We start from the raw sequence: 16,018 nt of genomic DNA, 5'->3' as shown, positions 1-16,018 counted from the left end.
ACAGAAATCATGGATGAGTTAGAATACATCACCCTTAATGCCTTAATGATGTGCGATCAGGGAGCAGCCCCGGATTTCTTCAAACCTACGTTCAATACGAAGGTGAAAATCCACGGCTGTCTGGTGGCGACCAATCAAGACGCCAGGCCCCTGATTAACATACCTTCTTTTAAGGTGTGCAAGATTAGTGGTGGTCCTTGTACCCCAGGCACCGTTCCTATGACCTGGAAGGATACCTGGCAGGTAAAAATTAACGGGATCAATTCCCTGATCGGAAAAAGTACTTGCCAATGTTCTGTGGGCGGAAAAATAGAGTTTATGACCAGCGGACAGGTTCCTCTGCCGGATGATGCCGCACAGGAAGTAAAAGATATGCAGGACCAGGCACAGCGTGAACTTGATGACAGCGGGCAGGGCAATAGTGTAGGGGAAGCCGGTCTTGTAGAAGGGATGATTCCAGTTTGGGGAAGCGGCCGGGACCTTATCAATGATATACAAACAGGAGATGTAGGCGGCAGTCTTATGAATGCCGGATTTTTAATATGGGATGTAGCTTCCATTGCTGTAGGAGTGTTTTCATTTGGAGCCGGAACTGTAGCGATGCAAGGGGCAAAAGCCGGAGTGAAAGGCGCTATCAAAGCAGGGGCAAAAGCGATCTCTAAAGAAGCTTTGCAGCAGATGGGAAAAGCTGCGATGAAAAAGCTGAGCAAGGAAGCCTTAAAGAAAAGTGTGGACGATGTAGCCAAAAAGCTGCTCAAAACCTGTGTTTTTGCCTGTTTTCCGGCCGGAACCCCTGTTCATACCGAGGATGGAATTAAAAATATTGAAGACATCAGGATTGGAGATCTGGTATGGGCTTATGATGAAGATACAGACACTGTAGCCCTTCAGCCGGTGATTGATCTTATCACCAATGAAAGTGACCATACCATTAGTATTTATACGGAAGCAGAAGTCATTGAAACTACAGCAATACATCCTTTTTATACTGAAGAAGGTTGGAAAGATGCTTCAGAACTGGAAGCAGGTGAAAAAATTCTAACCAAAAATGATGAAAAAGTTACCATTGAAAGAACAGAATATAGCTATGAACCTAAAAAAGTTTATAACTTTACGGTAGACAACTTTCATACGTATTTTGTAGGTATGTTTGCGTGGCTGGTGCATAATGCTGGCAGATGCTTGTCGAATGTTGTTAAAAAAGTATCAAAACGACTTCAATATTTAGGAAGAACCCCTGGAAAAGCAAGTAAAACAGGACGAGAAGTTTTTGATAGAATGATGAAAGAAGTTCCTCCAACAGCTAGGATTGAAGACGAATTTGGAAATGCTGTAAAAGAATTTTGGGACGATGGAAATAAAGTTTGGAGAGATATAAAAGAAGCAGATATGGGACATATAGATGACGCTGTAAGCTGGTGGAATAAAACAGGCCGACATTATGGGGCAAAATCAAAAGAAGTAAGAGAATGGATGTTAGATAGTAAAAATTATGTTTTAGAATATTATAAGACCAATAGAAGCAAAGGAGCAAAACTTCTTGAGCAATATTTACCTCCATTAAAATAAATTTATTATTAATATAAAAAAATAAATATGGCAGTATTAGAAGCAGAAAAGTATAATAATGTAATTGATTTTGGAAAAAAAGCAATTACCAGTTTAAAAGAAAATAATCTTGACCAATTTTCAGTATTAGCTGAAGAAGGATGGAACTGTTTTCCAGAACCAAAAAACAATTGGAACCAAGGATACAATTATGCAAAAATGATTTACAAAGGTTTTTTTAGCCATAAACAATTTGATCAAGCAAAGATTTGGTTGAATAGAATGATAGAAAATAATAATACCCTTAACTTATTTGATGAAGATGTTTGGTTTGAAACAGCAAAGTATCAATTTGAAACAGCAGATTATAAAGAGTCATATAACAAATTAAAACAGGTAGTAGAAGTCGCAGGTTTCAGATATTTTGAAAATGAAGATCCAAAATATCTTGAATTCTATAAAAATCCTGAAAAATATTTTAAATAGTGAGTATGAAACTGTCTGATGAAAAGTATGAAACTATAATGGAATCTCTGGAAAAAGGAGATTCTTTTGTAGAGAGAGGAATATTAAAGGAAGCTCTAAAAAAATATTCGGAAGCTTTTAAATAAAAAATAATGGCAGTACTAGACTTAAACTTACAAGCGAAAATCGATGAGTTGACAGATTTGGCCTATACTCAATTTGAAGAAAGTAATACAGAAGAATCTTTCAAATTATTAAAACAAGCTTGGAATACATATCCTGATCCTAAAGAACAATGGAACGAAGCATACAATACTGCAAAGTATATATTTTTAGACTATATGAGTTTACAAAATTTAGCTGAAGCAAAAGTATGGTTGAACAATATGATAAGGGTAAATAATTATCTTCACTTAAATGATGAAGATTGTTATTTTAATTATGCAAAATATCAATTTGAAATTGGAGAGTATAAAGAGTCATATGACAAATTAAAACAAGTAGTAGAGGCAGCAGGTTTCAGATATTTTGAAAATGAAGATCCAAAATATCTTGAATTCTATAAAAATCCCGATAAATATTTTCAAGATTAATATTTTGAAAAATAAATAATGGAACTACCAAACCAAATTCAAGATCAATTTGAAAAAATTGATGAAAAAATCGAAAACTATTATGAGAAAGGAAATCATAATAAGATTATTGAATTAGAATTAGAAAAATGGAGTTTACTTCCAGATGTTAAAGAAAATTATGATGAAAGTTTTTTTATAGCAAAATCATTAGTTGATGAGTATACACAACTTAAAAATAATAGTGAAGCAAAAAGATGGATTGATATATTCTTTCTTTGTGATAAAGAAAGATTAGATGACGGTGAGAGAGAATTTGTTGCAGGTAAAAGTCATTATGAATTTAATGAATATCAAAATGCATACGAGGAATTTAAAATTGCATTTCAAAAGTCAGAGGGAAGATCATTTCAGGATGAAGATCCAAAATATCTAGACCTTTATAAAAATCCCGGAAAATATATTAAGTAAATATGGAACTGTCTGATGAAAAGTATGAAACTATAATGGAATCTCTGGAAAAAGGAGATTCCCTTGCAGAGAGAGGAATACTAAAGGAAGCTCTAAAAAAATATATGGAAGCTTTAGATAATATACCCAATCCTAAAAATGATTATGAAATAGCGTTACATGTTTACACAGCTTTAGGAGACTGCTATTTTAATCTGAAAGACTTTCAAAATTCCTGTAATAATTATAATGAAGCTCTCAAATGTCCTGATGGCTTAAGCCATGGCTATGTATGGTTAGGTTTAGGTGAATCTTATTTTGAACTTCAAGAAATAGATAAGGCCCAAGATGCTTTAATGAGTGCATATATGCTGGAAGGGAAAGAGATATTTAATGGTGAAGAAGACAAATATTTTGATCTGATAAAGCAAAATATTTAGAGCTTATTTAAAAGAAAATTTTCAAATCAAGTATCTAATTGTTGATCCAGTGTATGATAAGGAAACAGATGATTTTATTATGCCATTAATAAATAGAGATAAAGAGTTGAATGAAAACTCTGAATAGCATTTTGTATAAAATACTGTCTATTGAATTAAAAAAGATCTTAAAAACTAGCCTATTTTGAGTCTATAAATTTTTATGAAAACATATCAAAGAATTCAGCCTGAAGTTATTGTGGGCTAGGCGAAAAAACTGAATTTCTGGAGAAAGAAGCTCCATTTTTAACAGTTATAAAATTACATATACAACTTGAAGACTGGTTAGGTGATGACTTAATGGAATGCCATCCTTGTTATATTGTTACTGAAAAGCTCAAAACCGGATTACAAACAACAAAATTCACTGGATTTGAGTTTTCAGAAATGATTGTAACTAAAGGTGAGTACCTCAACGATAATTACCAATTGAATAAATCATTACCTGAATTTTACTGGATGAAGATTATCGGAAAGCAGGATGTTGACGATATCATTATTGGTCCGGAAAAGTCGTTATTAGTTGATGAAGAACTGCTTAATTATTTGAAAAACAATTTCACACTCAATTATATGGATATCAATCCGGAAAGAAATGAGTTTGATGATTTATTAGATCAGATGATAGCAAAAAGTAAAAAATAAAGTAAAAAATATAAATTTTATCTTTAAAAGAGATCATTGTAAAATTGCACCGGAGTCAAAATAAAGTAATGAGTATTTCAAATTTCTTTTTCGGGGAAAATATTCCCCTTCTTCAGCTCGAAAAATTCTCACAGGAATACACCCTGAATGTAGAGAATACCTTTCTGATGGGAAAGGAAAATCCTCCGATCTCTTTAAAAACCTCATCTGAACTGTTAATTGGTCAACAGAAAGAATCAGATTTTATTTATACCACCATAAACCTTCTTAAAATTACAGGAGATACGGAAGATCATGTGATGAAACCTTTTTTACTGCAAAGCCTTGCTCTTGCTGATATTTCCCGTAATATTCATATCAAACGAAATGCAAACGGAAAGATACTTTCTGTGGAGAATAAAGATGAACTTTGGAAGAGCTGGGAAGAATGGAAAGAACATAAACTGGCCACTGTTTTTCCGGAAGAAAAAGATCAGGTTAAACTGGCTGCCGATTATGAAAAAGGACTGAAAAGCTTTGAGGGAGAACTGAAGAGAAACCTGCAGTATATTCTGCTGTTACCGGAAGTTTACAGTCTTATATTCCCACCAAATGAATATTACAGCTTTTTATCCAGCCCGTTGAGTATCCGTTCCAGATTGATTCAGGGAGTAGAGTACAGCTATCAGCTGAAACTGGTAAAGCTTGAAGAGGAAAAAAATACTCTTTTTGTAGAGTTTCATGCTGTACTGAATAACCGGGAAGAACTCATTAAAAGTCATATCAAAAAGCTTTATGAAAATGAGAAAGTATTCTCTGTTGACCAGTTTGAATTCAGTGTCAAAACAAAATATAATTTTGAAAAATCAACCGGCAAGATTATGGACGCAGAGCTTCATTTTGCAGAAAAAATGCATGAGCATCTTGCTTATATCATTGATATGGATTTAAAGATTAAATCAGTTGAGGATTAACTTAATTCGTTAAATAAAAGAACCCGCCAAAAACGACGGGTTCAATTAATTTATGTCAGATATATTGATTAGAACCTGAAAGTCGCAGCCACAGACCACGTTCTCCCAAAACCAAGGAATCCTGTGTTTCCATCAGCGATTCCCTGATAGACTCTGCCGGTTTCCTGATAGGTTTTTCCTGCATCAGGACCATTGGCAATCTTATCACCCGGGTGAATATTAGAGCTTAGTTCGGAAATATAATATGTATTGAACAGGTTATATACATTCGCTCTTAAAGTTAAAGATCTTTTCTGATCAATATTAAACTTGTAAGTTGCTCCCACATCAAATAAATGATAGCTTGGTAATTTTACAACGCCTTTCTCCCGGTCAGCAGCAGTAAGGAAGTTGATAGGATTGAATTGTGCATATAATTTGTCATAATATTCCCAGTTGGCATCAATGCTGAAAGCTTTGGTGATATTATAATCAACCCCGATGCTTGCGGTAGTTTGTGCAGCATCACCCACCTTAAGATCTTTAATATTGATCATTCCGGTAGCTCCTGAAACTTCCTGGTTGTTTTGAACATCAATGATGTTGAAATTGGCATCTCCTTTATACTTCCAGTTGCCCAGTGACAACATTCCTCTAAGTCTTAGGTTAGTGAAAGGTCTTGCTTTTGCTTCCAATTCAACTCCCTGGTGAACTTGTCCCACATTCAGGGCATTGTAGTAATAAGCGTTTCCGAGCTTTAACTGAGAGAACTTGGCAATATCTGCAGAAGTGGCATTGAAAGTTCTTGAAATAAACCTGTCATCCCATTGCGTTCTGTAGGCATTGATGTTCACATCCACATAACGGGACTTGAAGCCATACCCAAGCTCTACAGAAAAAATTCTTTCATTCTTCGCATCGTTATAGATGTTTTGGTTGGATGGAAACAAAGCATTAAACAATGGCTGTCTGGAAATAATCCCTGTATTGAAAAATACATTATGATGATCATCAATATTGTAATTGGCACCTCCTTTTACAATATAGCCGGTCTTGTTATACCATTTGGTTTCCTGGTTTCCTGGAGTATACAACATATAATCCCTTCTCTTGTAGTATTGTTGGGAAACCGATCCCTGAACAGATGCACTCAGCTTTTCAGAACTATATTCAACCATTCCGTATACACCGGCCCATTTTACCAGACCTTCGTTGTATATAGATACCTTCTGGGCATTATTAAGTTTAGTAAGAGGCTCTGGTTTTACGGTACGATCAATATAGTAGCCATTAGGAGCATTTACCGTATTACGGACAAATAAAGCATCTGATCCCAACATATCGGTAACAATATCATACAGGGCTCCTTTATAAGTTTTAAGATCGATACCTCCGTTAAACGTCCAGTTATTCTTATGGTAATTTAGGTCAGCGATAGCTCCATACCAATCATGAGAATTGATACTCTGCTTTCTTACGATACCGGTGGTTCCGTTTAAAGTTGTTACGTATTGTCCGTTATAATCAGTTGGGGAGCCTGCAGGAGCAGTAAAAGCCCCTTTCTGAAAAGTCTTTCCATTATAATCTGTTACTATGCCCCCTCTGTTATAACGGTAAATCATATCCCAATTGATGGTACCGTCTCCGCCCGGACCGTAATTCATGAAATTCATGGTGTCTCCGTTAGCGTTTTTAATGGAACCGTTAAGCCCGGTACCACCGCCACCACGTCCCCATGAACCGTAAACAACAGTTGATAATTTCAGGTTGTCATTAATGGTCCAGTCCCAGTTAAGAGATGCAATAGGTTTATGGTAAAAATTAGGTGCTAAATTGAATTGAGAACCATTCAGCATTCCTGTCTGCGGATTATATCTTCTTCCATAGGTTTCAAACTGCTGCAGGGTTGCCACATTGGCTCCGGTGGCAGAAGATCTTCTTGTATCGTGTACTTGTGGTGCACCCGTTGCAATGAAGTTGAACGCGTGCTTTTCATTGGGCTTAAATCCTGTTGAGAAAAACCACGAATATCCCTCACCTTTAGTTCCGTTGATATACCCATCACCTTGCCAACGGGAAAGCAATACGGTAGTTCCCCATTTGTTTTTCAACCCGGAAGAGTACATCGCTGAAAGTCTGGAATAGTTATCGTTGCCAGCCTCTGCCTTTATCATTGCTTTTTGCTCAGAATCGGTAGCTTTGGTTACGATATTGATGGTTCCTCCTACAGAAGGTACCACAAATTTAGAAGCACCCAAGCCTCTCTGTATCTGAATAGAACTCGCAATATCTGCTAACCCCGTCCAGTTGGACCAGTAAACAGTACCTCCCTGCATATCATTCACAGGCTGTCCGTTGATAATAACTGCGATATTGGCCCCGTCGAAGCCCCGCATGTTGATTCTGCTGTCTCCAAAACCTCCTCCTACTTTGGTAACATACACAGAAGGAGTAGACTTCATAATTTCAGGGAATTCTCTATTTCCCAGTTTCTCCTGGATCTCAGCTGCCTTAATGTTGGAAACTGCAACAGGTGTTTTTCTTTCTTTGGCTGTCTGGCTAAGGTTTCGCCCTACCAGCATCACCTCATCAATGGATTTGGATTTTTCTAATGAATCCTTCGTACTCTGCCCGTAATATAAGGCTGCAGTAGGTAATGCAAGCGCTATGATCAAACGCTTTTTAAAAATAATGCTCATGAATAAACTAGCGTGTTTGAGTTTGAGGCTGCAAATATGAATATTTATTTTTGAATAGTGTATTAAATCTTTATTATGAGTACTCATAAAAGGAGGCATAGCACTATTATCCGTTTATGTTTTTGATAATATCAATTTATTTTTGTTGTTGATTTGTAATGCGTTAGGTGAGTGCTTGTTCAGAGCAGGATAATTTAGATGACATTAGTCATAAACTATGATGTAGTAATATATTGATGTTCGATATGCTTTTTCGTAATATTTTTTATGTTAAATTGTTTATTGACGGATTATTTTTACATTTATCACTCAATAAACTAAAATCAAAAACCATGAAAAATTTAAAGAAGGTTTCTAGAGAGAAACTAAAACAAGTTAAAGGAGGAGGTCCGTTTGATCCGGTTGAAGGTGTAGACCCTATAGGACCGGCATGTGGAGGATCCCATTGCCCGGATGATAATTATCGTTGTTGCTATCATCCTACCGGAAATTATTGTGCTATTAATCACTGTGACGATTAGAAATACAAGAGGCTGCCACAAAGGCAGTCTTTTTTCGTTATATAAGGTCAATAGAAACTGCAATGAGCTTAAATCACCAGAGATATTCAGTGGTTCTGTTACTTTCTTTGCTCACTTACAAAACAGTGATTGATCAGGATTTTTATGTTATATAATTGGATACATTTAAATCTATTCATTTTTAGAGTACTTAAATGATGCTTATCCCCAACTTTTGAGATTGATTCAAAATTGTCGCGATTGCTATAATTTTACCAGTATTGAAAAATATATGATTTTTCGTTGAAAAAAAATCCTGCAAAATTCAATTTTGCAGGATTAATCAGCTTTTAGTGTTTACAGAAATTTTTCAATAACACAGAGTGGAGAATACGGGATTCGAACCCGTGACCTTTTGACTGCCAGTCAAACGCGCTAGCCAACTGCGCCAATCCCCCTTTTTTGAAGCGGTACAAAAGTAAGTATTTAAATGATATGTACAAATTTTTTTTTGAATTTTATTGTGTATTGCAGAAAAAAAAATCAAAAGCCATCTTTTACCATTATAACATCATTTCTGATGCTGTAAAGCCTCACAAATGAAAAGATGAGTCCGGTAGTGACTCATCTTTTGTTTTTTATTTAAGGTAAGCTTATCTTTTTACCCTGTTCCGGGAAAATATACTGTACCTGTAAAGGATTGTTTTCTAATAATTCTTTTTTGATAATCTCAGGGTTATCTTTGGTAGGTTTTCTATGGGTTACTACGATATGTAGGTTTTTCAAATCCTTCTGTCCGGTTTTTTCTTTTAATTGGTTTAATTCTTCTACCAGCAGTTTAGGGGTAAGATGGCCAAACAAAAGGTGTTCAGGTTGGCTGTTCGGAAAAGAAACTTCAATTAATATGGTGTTCAATTGACCTTTTTTAATCAATGGAGCAATATTTTTCCAGAGCTGCTCAAGCTGATTTGACTTTTCAATCCGGTCTGCTCCGGTATCACCTAAATAAAGCAGATAGTGATTGTCATATCTTACCAGCGCTGCACTGCTTTTATAAGGATTTACATGACTGAGTTCATATCCTGTTAAGAAAAGTGAAGTTTGCTCCACCGGTATTTCTGTCCCCGTTTGCAGTTCATTATAATGGTATTTTCCGAGAATAGGTTTTTGCCCCTGATCCGCAAAATTAATCCAGGTATCGGTGATGAAATAATGGTTTTGCAGAATCTGGATTACAGGGGGAATGGCAAAAATGTTCTTTTTGCTGTCTGCCGGAGAATTGATGATAAGACCGGCTAAATGATCCAGGTGACCATGTGAGATAAAATACCCTTTTATCTGGTTCTTTAGAATGTCTTCCTCCGTTCCGCTGAGACTTTTAAACTCAATGGCTTTTCGTATTCCGGTATTGACAGTGCCTGCATCAAGAGAAAGAAAAGAGTTCTCTTCAGGTGCTCCTACCAGATAAGCTGATAGATTGTCTTCCTGTTCTCCTCCATATATTCCCAATGGGATAACGTCAAAATGCTGTGCCTGGCAAACGGTATGGATAACAAATGCCAGTAAAGAAAATGTTAATTTTTTCATGATATTTAAACTCAAAATCATCCTTTGTTGCGATAGATAGGGCAAATTTACATCATTTTTTATTGACGGATATGGAATCCCAGTTTGTAGTCTGGTCCTTACCGTATACAAGTGTTTTTTATAGTGTTGAACTTCAGTTTTTTATGAAATTTATTTTTTCCGAATTTTAGCAAGTACGATAAAGATTACGCATCAGTTTTTAACTACAATAAGGATATTGTTATTTTATAAATTACAATTCATTTCTTACAGCGATGGATAGTAGCTACTAACATCATATATATTATGAAGAGGATAATCACAATCTTTAAAAAATAATTCAAAAATTCAGTACTTATTTTATTTGAAAAATAATTGTATTTTAGCCGGAATATGTTGAATATTAATAAACATATGGCCTGCTGATTAAATTTCAGATAATTTGAATAAAAAATTAGTAGATTTGCACGAAATAGAATAATAATATTAAGCTCAATTCCTTAGTAAGGAATAACAGGATTTTTAGATTATAAAATTACTGAAATTATGAAGAAACTTTTTTTACTTTTTTTAATGGCATTTTTATTTATCGGTTGTAGCTCAGAAGACGATACGATTTACGATTATGTAGGAACATGGTCAGGGTCTTACGAAGGAAGCGATAAAGGAGTCTGGAATTTTGTGGTAGATACTGAAGGTAAAGTATCAGGAACCATGCATTCTGATCTCAATAATGAAAATTATGTAATATCCGGTAATCTAAGTCCTTCAGGTGATCTGAACGCCGTAGTGGGACTTCCTTCCAAAGGAGATTTCAGAGGAACCCTGAGCACAGATAAAAAAGGTAATGGAAACTGGTCTAATTCACTTCCGAATCCTGCAAAAGCAGGAACCTGGAAAGGGGACAAAAAATAAATAGAAAGTCTGCAGATTGCTGCAGGCTTTTTTATTTATATGAATCCCATATGGGTAATGGATCCGTCCTCTTTTTTTATTACCATAAAATAAAGCAGAAAATCATCTTTTGAGAATCCGGGTTTCAGACTTACAGATTGTCCGGAAGCCAACGGGAAGGTTTCTTCCACAAATTCCATTCTATAATTTTCAAAATCCGGTTTTATTATTACTAAGGTAATATTATTCGTTACAGTATGATAATGATTTGTATACAGGGTTTGAGCTTCAATCCTAACTTCCGGTACTATATTCTTTACATTACCAAATTGAAATTCTTTCAGCAGCTTTTTCCCTTGCTCGGTTTTTAAACCGTTTCCGACAGTTCTTTTTCCTCTCTCCGAAGTAAGGTCCAGATCTTTAACCGAAGTCATCAATCTTGCAAACTTCTGATAGAGGAGGGGATCACCTGCTTCTTTAATATATGAAGATAAACAACTTCGCAGGGCTTTACCCATTCTGGAGCAATGTCCGAATTCCGTGCTGTTTTGGCGTACTTTCTCATAAGAAGGATTCTTTGTAAAGGCTGTTTTATTAAACCCGCTTTTCTTCCGGACTACATTTTTGCCATTCAGAGTATAAAAAACGAGGTCGCCTACAGCCCCTTTGATCTTGATAATGCTTTCATATGTTGCCATACTGCCAAATTGGTCTCAAATATAGTAATAAATAACGGGAAATAAAATTTTAACATATATTTATCATATAGTTGTAGTATACTTATAGCATAGTTAATATATAAAATGTATATTTGTAAAGAATTTTATAATCGGGTAAAAATCAGATGGATATGAAATCGGGATTATTGGAAGATACATTGAAAATAAAGCGGCTTGCTATTGCACTGGCGGCCTCCGTTTTAGTTGTTTCCTGCGGAAGTTCAAAAAAAGTTTCTGCCAGCAGGAAATCAGGCACCAAAACAGTGGCAAAATCTGAAAATCTCAGAAAGCTAGACTCTACATTTGACGGTAAAGTCCCGCGGTCCATCAGTGATATTCTGAAAGATGCTGAAAAGTATCTTGGAACCCCGTATAAATTCGGAGGAAATACTTCTTCAGGATTTGATTGTTCCGGATTTACCGTGAAAGTTTTTGAAGAAAATGATTTTAGTCTTCCCAGAAGATCATCAGACCAGGCGGTAGCCGGAAAAAATATAGATATCAGAGACGTAAAACCGGGGGATTTGCTGTTTTTTGCGACAGGTGGCGGAAGCAGGGTTTCTCATGTAGGGATTGTCCACGATATCGGGCCCGATGGAGAAGTGAAATTCATCCATGCTTCTACTTCCAAAGGAGTCATCATTTCATCTTTGAATGAGAAATATTGGAATAAAGCATATCTCCATGCGCAAAGAGTTCTATAAAAAATAGTAATCAACCGGTCATAAGCCTGATTGCCGGAGCCTGGTAATTGGAAAAGAAATCAATAAAAAAGCAACCCATCGTGAGAAGAGTTGCTTTTTTAAAACAATAATCCGGTTACAGATTTTCACATACAGACGCTGTAAATTCTTCCTGACCGGTTTCTTCATTTTCCGTAATCTTTTTGGGAAACGAAAAGAAGCTCAGAATAAAGGTAACCGCAAGGAGTAATATACTTACCGAAAGTACATGCTGAACCCCATAGTAAGAACTTACGATTCCGCCAAGAAAAGCGCCCAGCGAAATTCCGATATTATAAGATGATGTGAGTAAGCTGTTGACAAATTCCAGTGCCTGATGGGGAATAGACTGGGTGGTCCGGATATTGGAAACCAAAAAGCCGCCCGTATGGATCATTCCCCACAGTGAAACAATAATAATCATAGGAATAAAAATCCCTCCCAGATAATACGCAAGAATTTGTACTGTAATTAACAGGATTAAAAACAGTCTGCTTGTCAACTGTACATTTTTGTGCAGGGCAACTCCCATCAGCCAGTTCCCGATAGTTCCCATGCCACCGAAGAGGAGAAGCATCATGCTGATCTGTGCTCCATCCAGTTTTGTGATTTGTTCAAGGAAAGCAGTAAGATAAGTATAGCTTGAAAACATAGCAGAAAGTGTACAGATCGTGGAAATAAGATTAATCCACAGAAGAGGATCTTTTAGTATAACCAATTGATCCTGTTCAGACTTTGCTTTGTCTCCCGGAATGGAAGGAACAAAAACCAACAGCCCGATAAAAGCAATCAGACTTATTACGCTGCTGAGGAAAAATGATGCTCTCCAATCATGAAAAAGATCGGCGGCATATGTTGTAATCGGAATCCCGAGCACTGTAGCTAAACTTAAACCCAGCATGACAGTGGAAACTCCTTTTGCTCCCTTTTCTTTGAATGCAATGGCATTGGAGATATTCCAGAAAAGCGGATGCAATATGGCCGGTAAAATACGGGCAATCATAAGCATAGTGAAATTGGTGGAAAAAGCAGATATAAGATTTGAAAGCACAAATATGCTCATGACAAGACACAGAAGCAGCTTCCGGTTTATTTTAGTGGTAAATGAAGTAATAAAAGGGGAAGAAATGGCAACCGTTATTGCAAAAGCGCTTAATAGCCATCCTGCTGTATCTATGGATACTCCAAATTGCCGGCTGATGGTAGGTAAAATACCTACAACTCCAAATTCGGTGGTAATAATACCAAATGCACCGAGTGCCAGCACATAAATTGATCTTTTCATTGATTTTTAAAAATTTTGATCTAGCAAATTTGGACAGAAAAAATGTAAAAAATCAGTATATTTCAATGATAAATAAGTAATTTTGCCTTATGAAAAGAGAGAATATAGATCAGTTAGTAAAAGTAGAATATCTTCAGACAGAAAACTGTCCGCTGAAAGGGAATCAGTTTTCTTTTTTTCAGATTATATATGTCATTTCCGGGAAAGGGTCACTTAAAATCAATAATAATCTTGCCTCTTACAGCAAAGGCAGCCTTATTCTGCTTACTCCCGATGACGAGCATTATCTGCAGATTGAAGAAAAAACTGAGCTCTTACTCGTAAAGTTCAGTGAACACTATATAAAAGACTATAAGTGGAACAGTATTAATTCTATAGGTTGCCTGCTTTATGGAGCTTCTTATCTTTCAGGGTGTATATTGCAGAATAAATCTGATGTTGTTCTGGTTGATTCCATCATCGCTTCTCTTCTCCATGGACTTCACTATCCTGATCTTTACCAGGAGGAACTCACTTTACATTATGTGAATGCGCTTATCGTAATTGCAGCAAGGAACATTTCAAAGATGAGAGTAGAGCATATTGCATCCAATACTGATAAAAGGATATTGGAAATCATTAATTATATCCAGGGAAATATCCATGACCCGGCTTTGTTGAAAGTTTCTGTAATAGCCCGGCAATTTGGTCTTTCTGAAACCTATCTCGGAAGCTACTTTAAAAAGCAGTGTGGGGAAACCATTACCCATTATATCCTGAATTATAAGATGAGACTGATTGAGCACCGCCTTCTTTTCAGTGATATGAGGATCAATGAAATTGTCACAGAATTTGGCTTTTCAGATGAAAGCCACCTGAACAAATTTTTTAAAAAACAGCATAAAATGAGTCTGACCGAATTTAAAAAGACCAAAAGATCCGTTAAATCAATGATATAAGTGAAAACTTTAATGCAATAGATTTGCATCCTGAAATTCATGAAATTTGTCAGAAACATAAACATTTTCACCATGACAGATTTCATCAGATTCTTTATTCCTTTTTATTTTATTTTGTTCTTTGCGGTTTCATTTTTGGGAATCAGCATAGCGGTTGCCAGGAAAATTGGTAAGAGTCCTGATGTTTTACCAAAAGATGATTCAGCCTATGCATTGGTAGGTTGGTATTTTAAACTCATTATGGCTGCTCTTTTTATCTACACCTTTCTGTTTTTATTATTTCCCGAAACGATGGAAGAAGCTTTTAAAATACCGCTTTGGGAAGCTGAAGAAGTTCAATATGCAGGGATTATAATGATGATTCTTGCCTTCATCTGGGTAATTATAGCCCAGTGTCAGATGAGAGAGTCCTGGCGGATTGGAATTGATAATCAAATGAAAACCGAACTTATTACCCACGGCTTATTCCAATACTCCAGAAATCCTGTCTTTTTAGGAATGACGGTAAGTCTTGCCGGTTTTTTTCTGGTAGTTCCCACCGCAGTCACTTTCTTGTTTTTACTGGTGGGAAGTATTGTAATGCAGATCCAGATACGGCTGGAAGAAGAGTATTTATTAAAACAGCACGGCCCCACCTATCAGTCTTATAAAAAGAGGGTTGGGCGTATGTTTCGCCTTTATTAAAAGCAACAACTTAAAAACTGTTTTGCTGAACTTTTTTGTATCTTTGGCGCGTATAATTTTTCAAACTAATTTAAACAAGAAACATGTCGTTACAACAAACTATTGAAAACATTTGGGATAATAGAGACCTATTACAGAATGAAGACAGCCAAAAAGCGATAAGAGAGGTAATTTCTTTATTAGATTCCGGGGAACTTCGTGTAGCAGAACCTACGGAAAACGGATGGCAGGTAAATGAATGGGTGAAGAAAGCCGTAGTAATGTATTTCCCGATCCAAAAAATGGAAACTATTGAAGTAGGTCCGTTTGAATTCCATGACAAAATTCCTTTAAAGAAAAATTATGCGGAAAAAGGAGTAAGAGTAGTACCCCATGCGATTGCAAGAGAAGGTTCTTTTGTAGCTTCAGGAGTGATCATGATGCCTTCTTATGTAAATATCGGGGCATACGTAGATTCGGGAACAATGGTAGATACCTGGGCAACCGTAGGAAGCTGTGCACAGATTGGTAAAAATGTTCACCTGAGTGGTGGTGTAGGAATTGGCGGGGTATTGGAACCATTACAAGCCGCTCCGGTAATCATTGAGGATGATTGTTTCATCGGATCAAGATGTATCGTGGTGGAGGGTGTTCACGTAGAAAAAGAAGCAGTACTGGGAGCTAATGTAGTATTGACGGCCTCTACAAAAATTATTGACGTAACAGGAGATACACCGGTAGAAATTAAAGGAAGGGTTCCTGCCCGTTCTGTAGTGATTCCGGGGAGCTATACAAAACAATATCCTGCAGGAGAATATCAGGTTCCATGTGCTTTGATCATTGGTCAGAGAAAAGAATCCACAGACAAGAAAACGTCTCTTAATGATGCATTGAGAGATAACAATGTAGCTGTTTAAGATTAATTTTTTAAGCTAATATTC

The 16,018-nt window shown here is 36.3% G+C and carries 17 protein-coding genes and 1 tRNA gene; 13 read left to right on the top strand and 5 right to left on the bottom strand.

The window, feature by feature from the left end:
- Window positions 1-9 precede the first annotated feature (9 nt).
- The 7 genes from OK18_RS20935 to OK18_RS17820 all read left to right on the top strand — a co-directional run bounded on the left by OK18_RS20935 (window position 10) and on the right by OK18_RS17820 (window position 5,112).
- A complete protein-coding gene (locus OK18_RS20935) occupies window positions 10-1,569 on the top strand; it encodes a polymorphic toxin-type HINT domain-containing protein (RefSeq protein WP_082129225.1) in 1,560 nt (519 codons plus the stop codon).
- A 27-nt stretch (window positions 1,570-1,596) separates the two neighbouring features.
- Entirely contained in the window at window positions 1,597-2,034 is a 438-nt protein-coding gene (locus OK18_RS17845) for a hypothetical protein (RefSeq protein WP_053328892.1), read from the top strand.
- Between the two features lie 131 nt (window positions 2,035-2,165).
- On the top strand, window positions 2,166-2,606 hold the full coding sequence (locus OK18_RS17840) for a hypothetical protein (protein ID WP_053328891.1): 441 nt from the start codon (window positions 2,166-2,168) through the stop codon (window positions 2,604-2,606).
- An 18-nt stretch (window positions 2,607-2,624) separates the two neighbouring features.
- On the top strand, window positions 2,625-3,056 hold the full coding sequence (locus OK18_RS17835) for a hypothetical protein (protein ID WP_053328890.1): 432 nt from the start codon (window positions 2,625-2,627) through the stop codon (window positions 3,054-3,056).
- A 2-nt stretch (window positions 3,057-3,058) separates the two neighbouring features.
- Window positions 3,059-3,475: a tetratricopeptide repeat protein gene (locus OK18_RS17830; RefSeq protein ID WP_053328889.1), complete on the top strand. Its 417-nt coding sequence runs from the start codon at window positions 3,059-3,061 to the stop codon at window positions 3,473-3,475.
- A gap of 426 nt (window positions 3,476-3,901) precedes the next feature.
- Complete coding sequence (locus tag OK18_RS17825) at window positions 3,902-4,159, top strand: hypothetical protein (protein WP_128572333.1); 258 nt, start codon at window positions 3,902-3,904, stop codon at window positions 4,157-4,159.
- Window positions 4,160-4,227: 68 nt separating this feature from the next.
- Window positions 4,228-5,112, top strand: coding sequence for a hypothetical protein (locus tag OK18_RS17820; protein ID WP_053328888.1), 885 nt, complete (start codon window positions 4,228-4,230; stop codon window positions 5,110-5,112).
- Window positions 5,113-5,180: 68 nt separating this feature from the next.
- On the opposite strand, the gene OK18_RS17815 is transcribed toward OK18_RS17820, so the two are convergent.
- Entirely contained in the window at window positions 5,181-7,790 is a 2,610-nt protein-coding gene (locus OK18_RS17815; protein WP_053328887.1) for a TonB-dependent receptor, read from the bottom strand.
- 332 nt (window positions 7,791-8,122) lie between these two features.
- On the opposite strand from OK18_RS17815, the gene OK18_RS17810 reads away from it, so the two are divergent.
- On the top strand, window positions 8,123-8,311 hold the full coding sequence (locus tag OK18_RS17810; RefSeq protein ID WP_156173323.1) for a bacteriocin-like protein: 189 nt from the start codon (window positions 8,123-8,125) through the stop codon (window positions 8,309-8,311).
- Window positions 8,312-8,674: 363 nt separating this feature from the next.
- On the opposite strand, the gene OK18_RS17805 is transcribed toward OK18_RS17810, so the two are convergent.
- Window positions 8,675-8,748: transfer RNA gene (locus OK18_RS17805), tRNA-Ala, on the bottom strand.
- A gap of 184 nt (window positions 8,749-8,932) precedes the next feature.
- Window positions 8,933-9,877 (bottom strand): MBL fold metallo-hydrolase, encoded by a 945-nt coding sequence (locus tag OK18_RS17800; protein WP_053329423.1) that lies wholly within the window; start codon window positions 9,875-9,877, stop codon window positions 8,933-8,935.
- Between the two features lie 525 nt (window positions 9,878-10,402).
- Here OK18_RS17800 and OK18_RS17795 point away from each other — a divergent pair.
- The gene (locus OK18_RS17795; RefSeq protein ID WP_053328885.1) at window positions 10,403-10,771 is read left to right on the top strand and encodes a hypothetical protein; all 369 of its coding nucleotides are present in this window, start codon (window positions 10,403-10,405) and stop codon (window positions 10,769-10,771) included.
- A 35-nt stretch (window positions 10,772-10,806) separates the two neighbouring features.
- On the opposite strand, the gene OK18_RS17790 is transcribed toward OK18_RS17795, so the two are convergent.
- Entirely contained in the window at window positions 10,807-11,448 is a 642-nt protein-coding gene (locus OK18_RS17790) for a hypothetical protein (RefSeq protein ID WP_053328884.1), read from the bottom strand.
- Window positions 11,449-11,600: 152 nt separating this feature from the next.
- On the opposite strand from OK18_RS17790, the gene OK18_RS17785 reads away from it, so the two are divergent.
- Complete coding sequence (locus OK18_RS17785) at window positions 11,601-12,173, top strand: C40 family peptidase (protein WP_128572339.1); 573 nt, start codon at window positions 11,601-11,603, stop codon at window positions 12,171-12,173.
- 115 nt (window positions 12,174-12,288) lie between these two features.
- Here the strand turns inward: OK18_RS17785 and OK18_RS17780 are convergent, their stop codons facing one another.
- A complete protein-coding gene (locus OK18_RS17780; protein WP_050020965.1) occupies window positions 12,289-13,476 on the bottom strand; it encodes an MFS transporter in 1,188 nt (395 codons plus the stop codon).
- Window positions 13,477-13,565: 89 nt separating this feature from the next.
- Here OK18_RS17780 and OK18_RS17775 point away from each other — a divergent pair, with 89 nt between their 5' ends.
- The 3 genes from OK18_RS17775 to OK18_RS17765 all read left to right on the top strand — a co-directional run bounded on the left by OK18_RS17775 (window position 13,566) and on the right by OK18_RS17765 (window position 15,994).
- Window positions 13,566-14,414 (top strand): AraC family transcriptional regulator, encoded by an 849-nt coding sequence (locus OK18_RS17775; protein WP_174441965.1) that lies wholly within the window; start codon window positions 13,566-13,568, stop codon window positions 14,412-14,414.
- Between the two features lie 72 nt (window positions 14,415-14,486).
- Window positions 14,487-15,098: a methyltransferase family protein gene (locus tag OK18_RS17770; RefSeq protein ID WP_228377650.1), complete on the top strand. Its 612-nt coding sequence runs from the start codon at window positions 14,487-14,489 to the stop codon at window positions 15,096-15,098.
- Window positions 15,099-15,181: 83 nt separating this feature from the next.
- Entirely contained in the window at window positions 15,182-15,994 is an 813-nt protein-coding gene (locus tag OK18_RS17765) for a 2,3,4,5-tetrahydropyridine-2,6-dicarboxylate N-succinyltransferase (protein ID WP_053328882.1), read from the top strand.
- Window positions 15,995-16,018 lie beyond the last annotated feature (24 nt).

Source organism: Chryseobacterium gallinarum, assembly GCF_001021975.1.
Lineage (GTDB): Bacteria > Bacteroidota > Bacteroidia > Flavobacteriales > Weeksellaceae > Chryseobacterium > Chryseobacterium gallinarum.
Note: the sequence above shows the minus strand (reverse complement) of the source record. Positions and strands in the feature narration are given on the sequence as shown.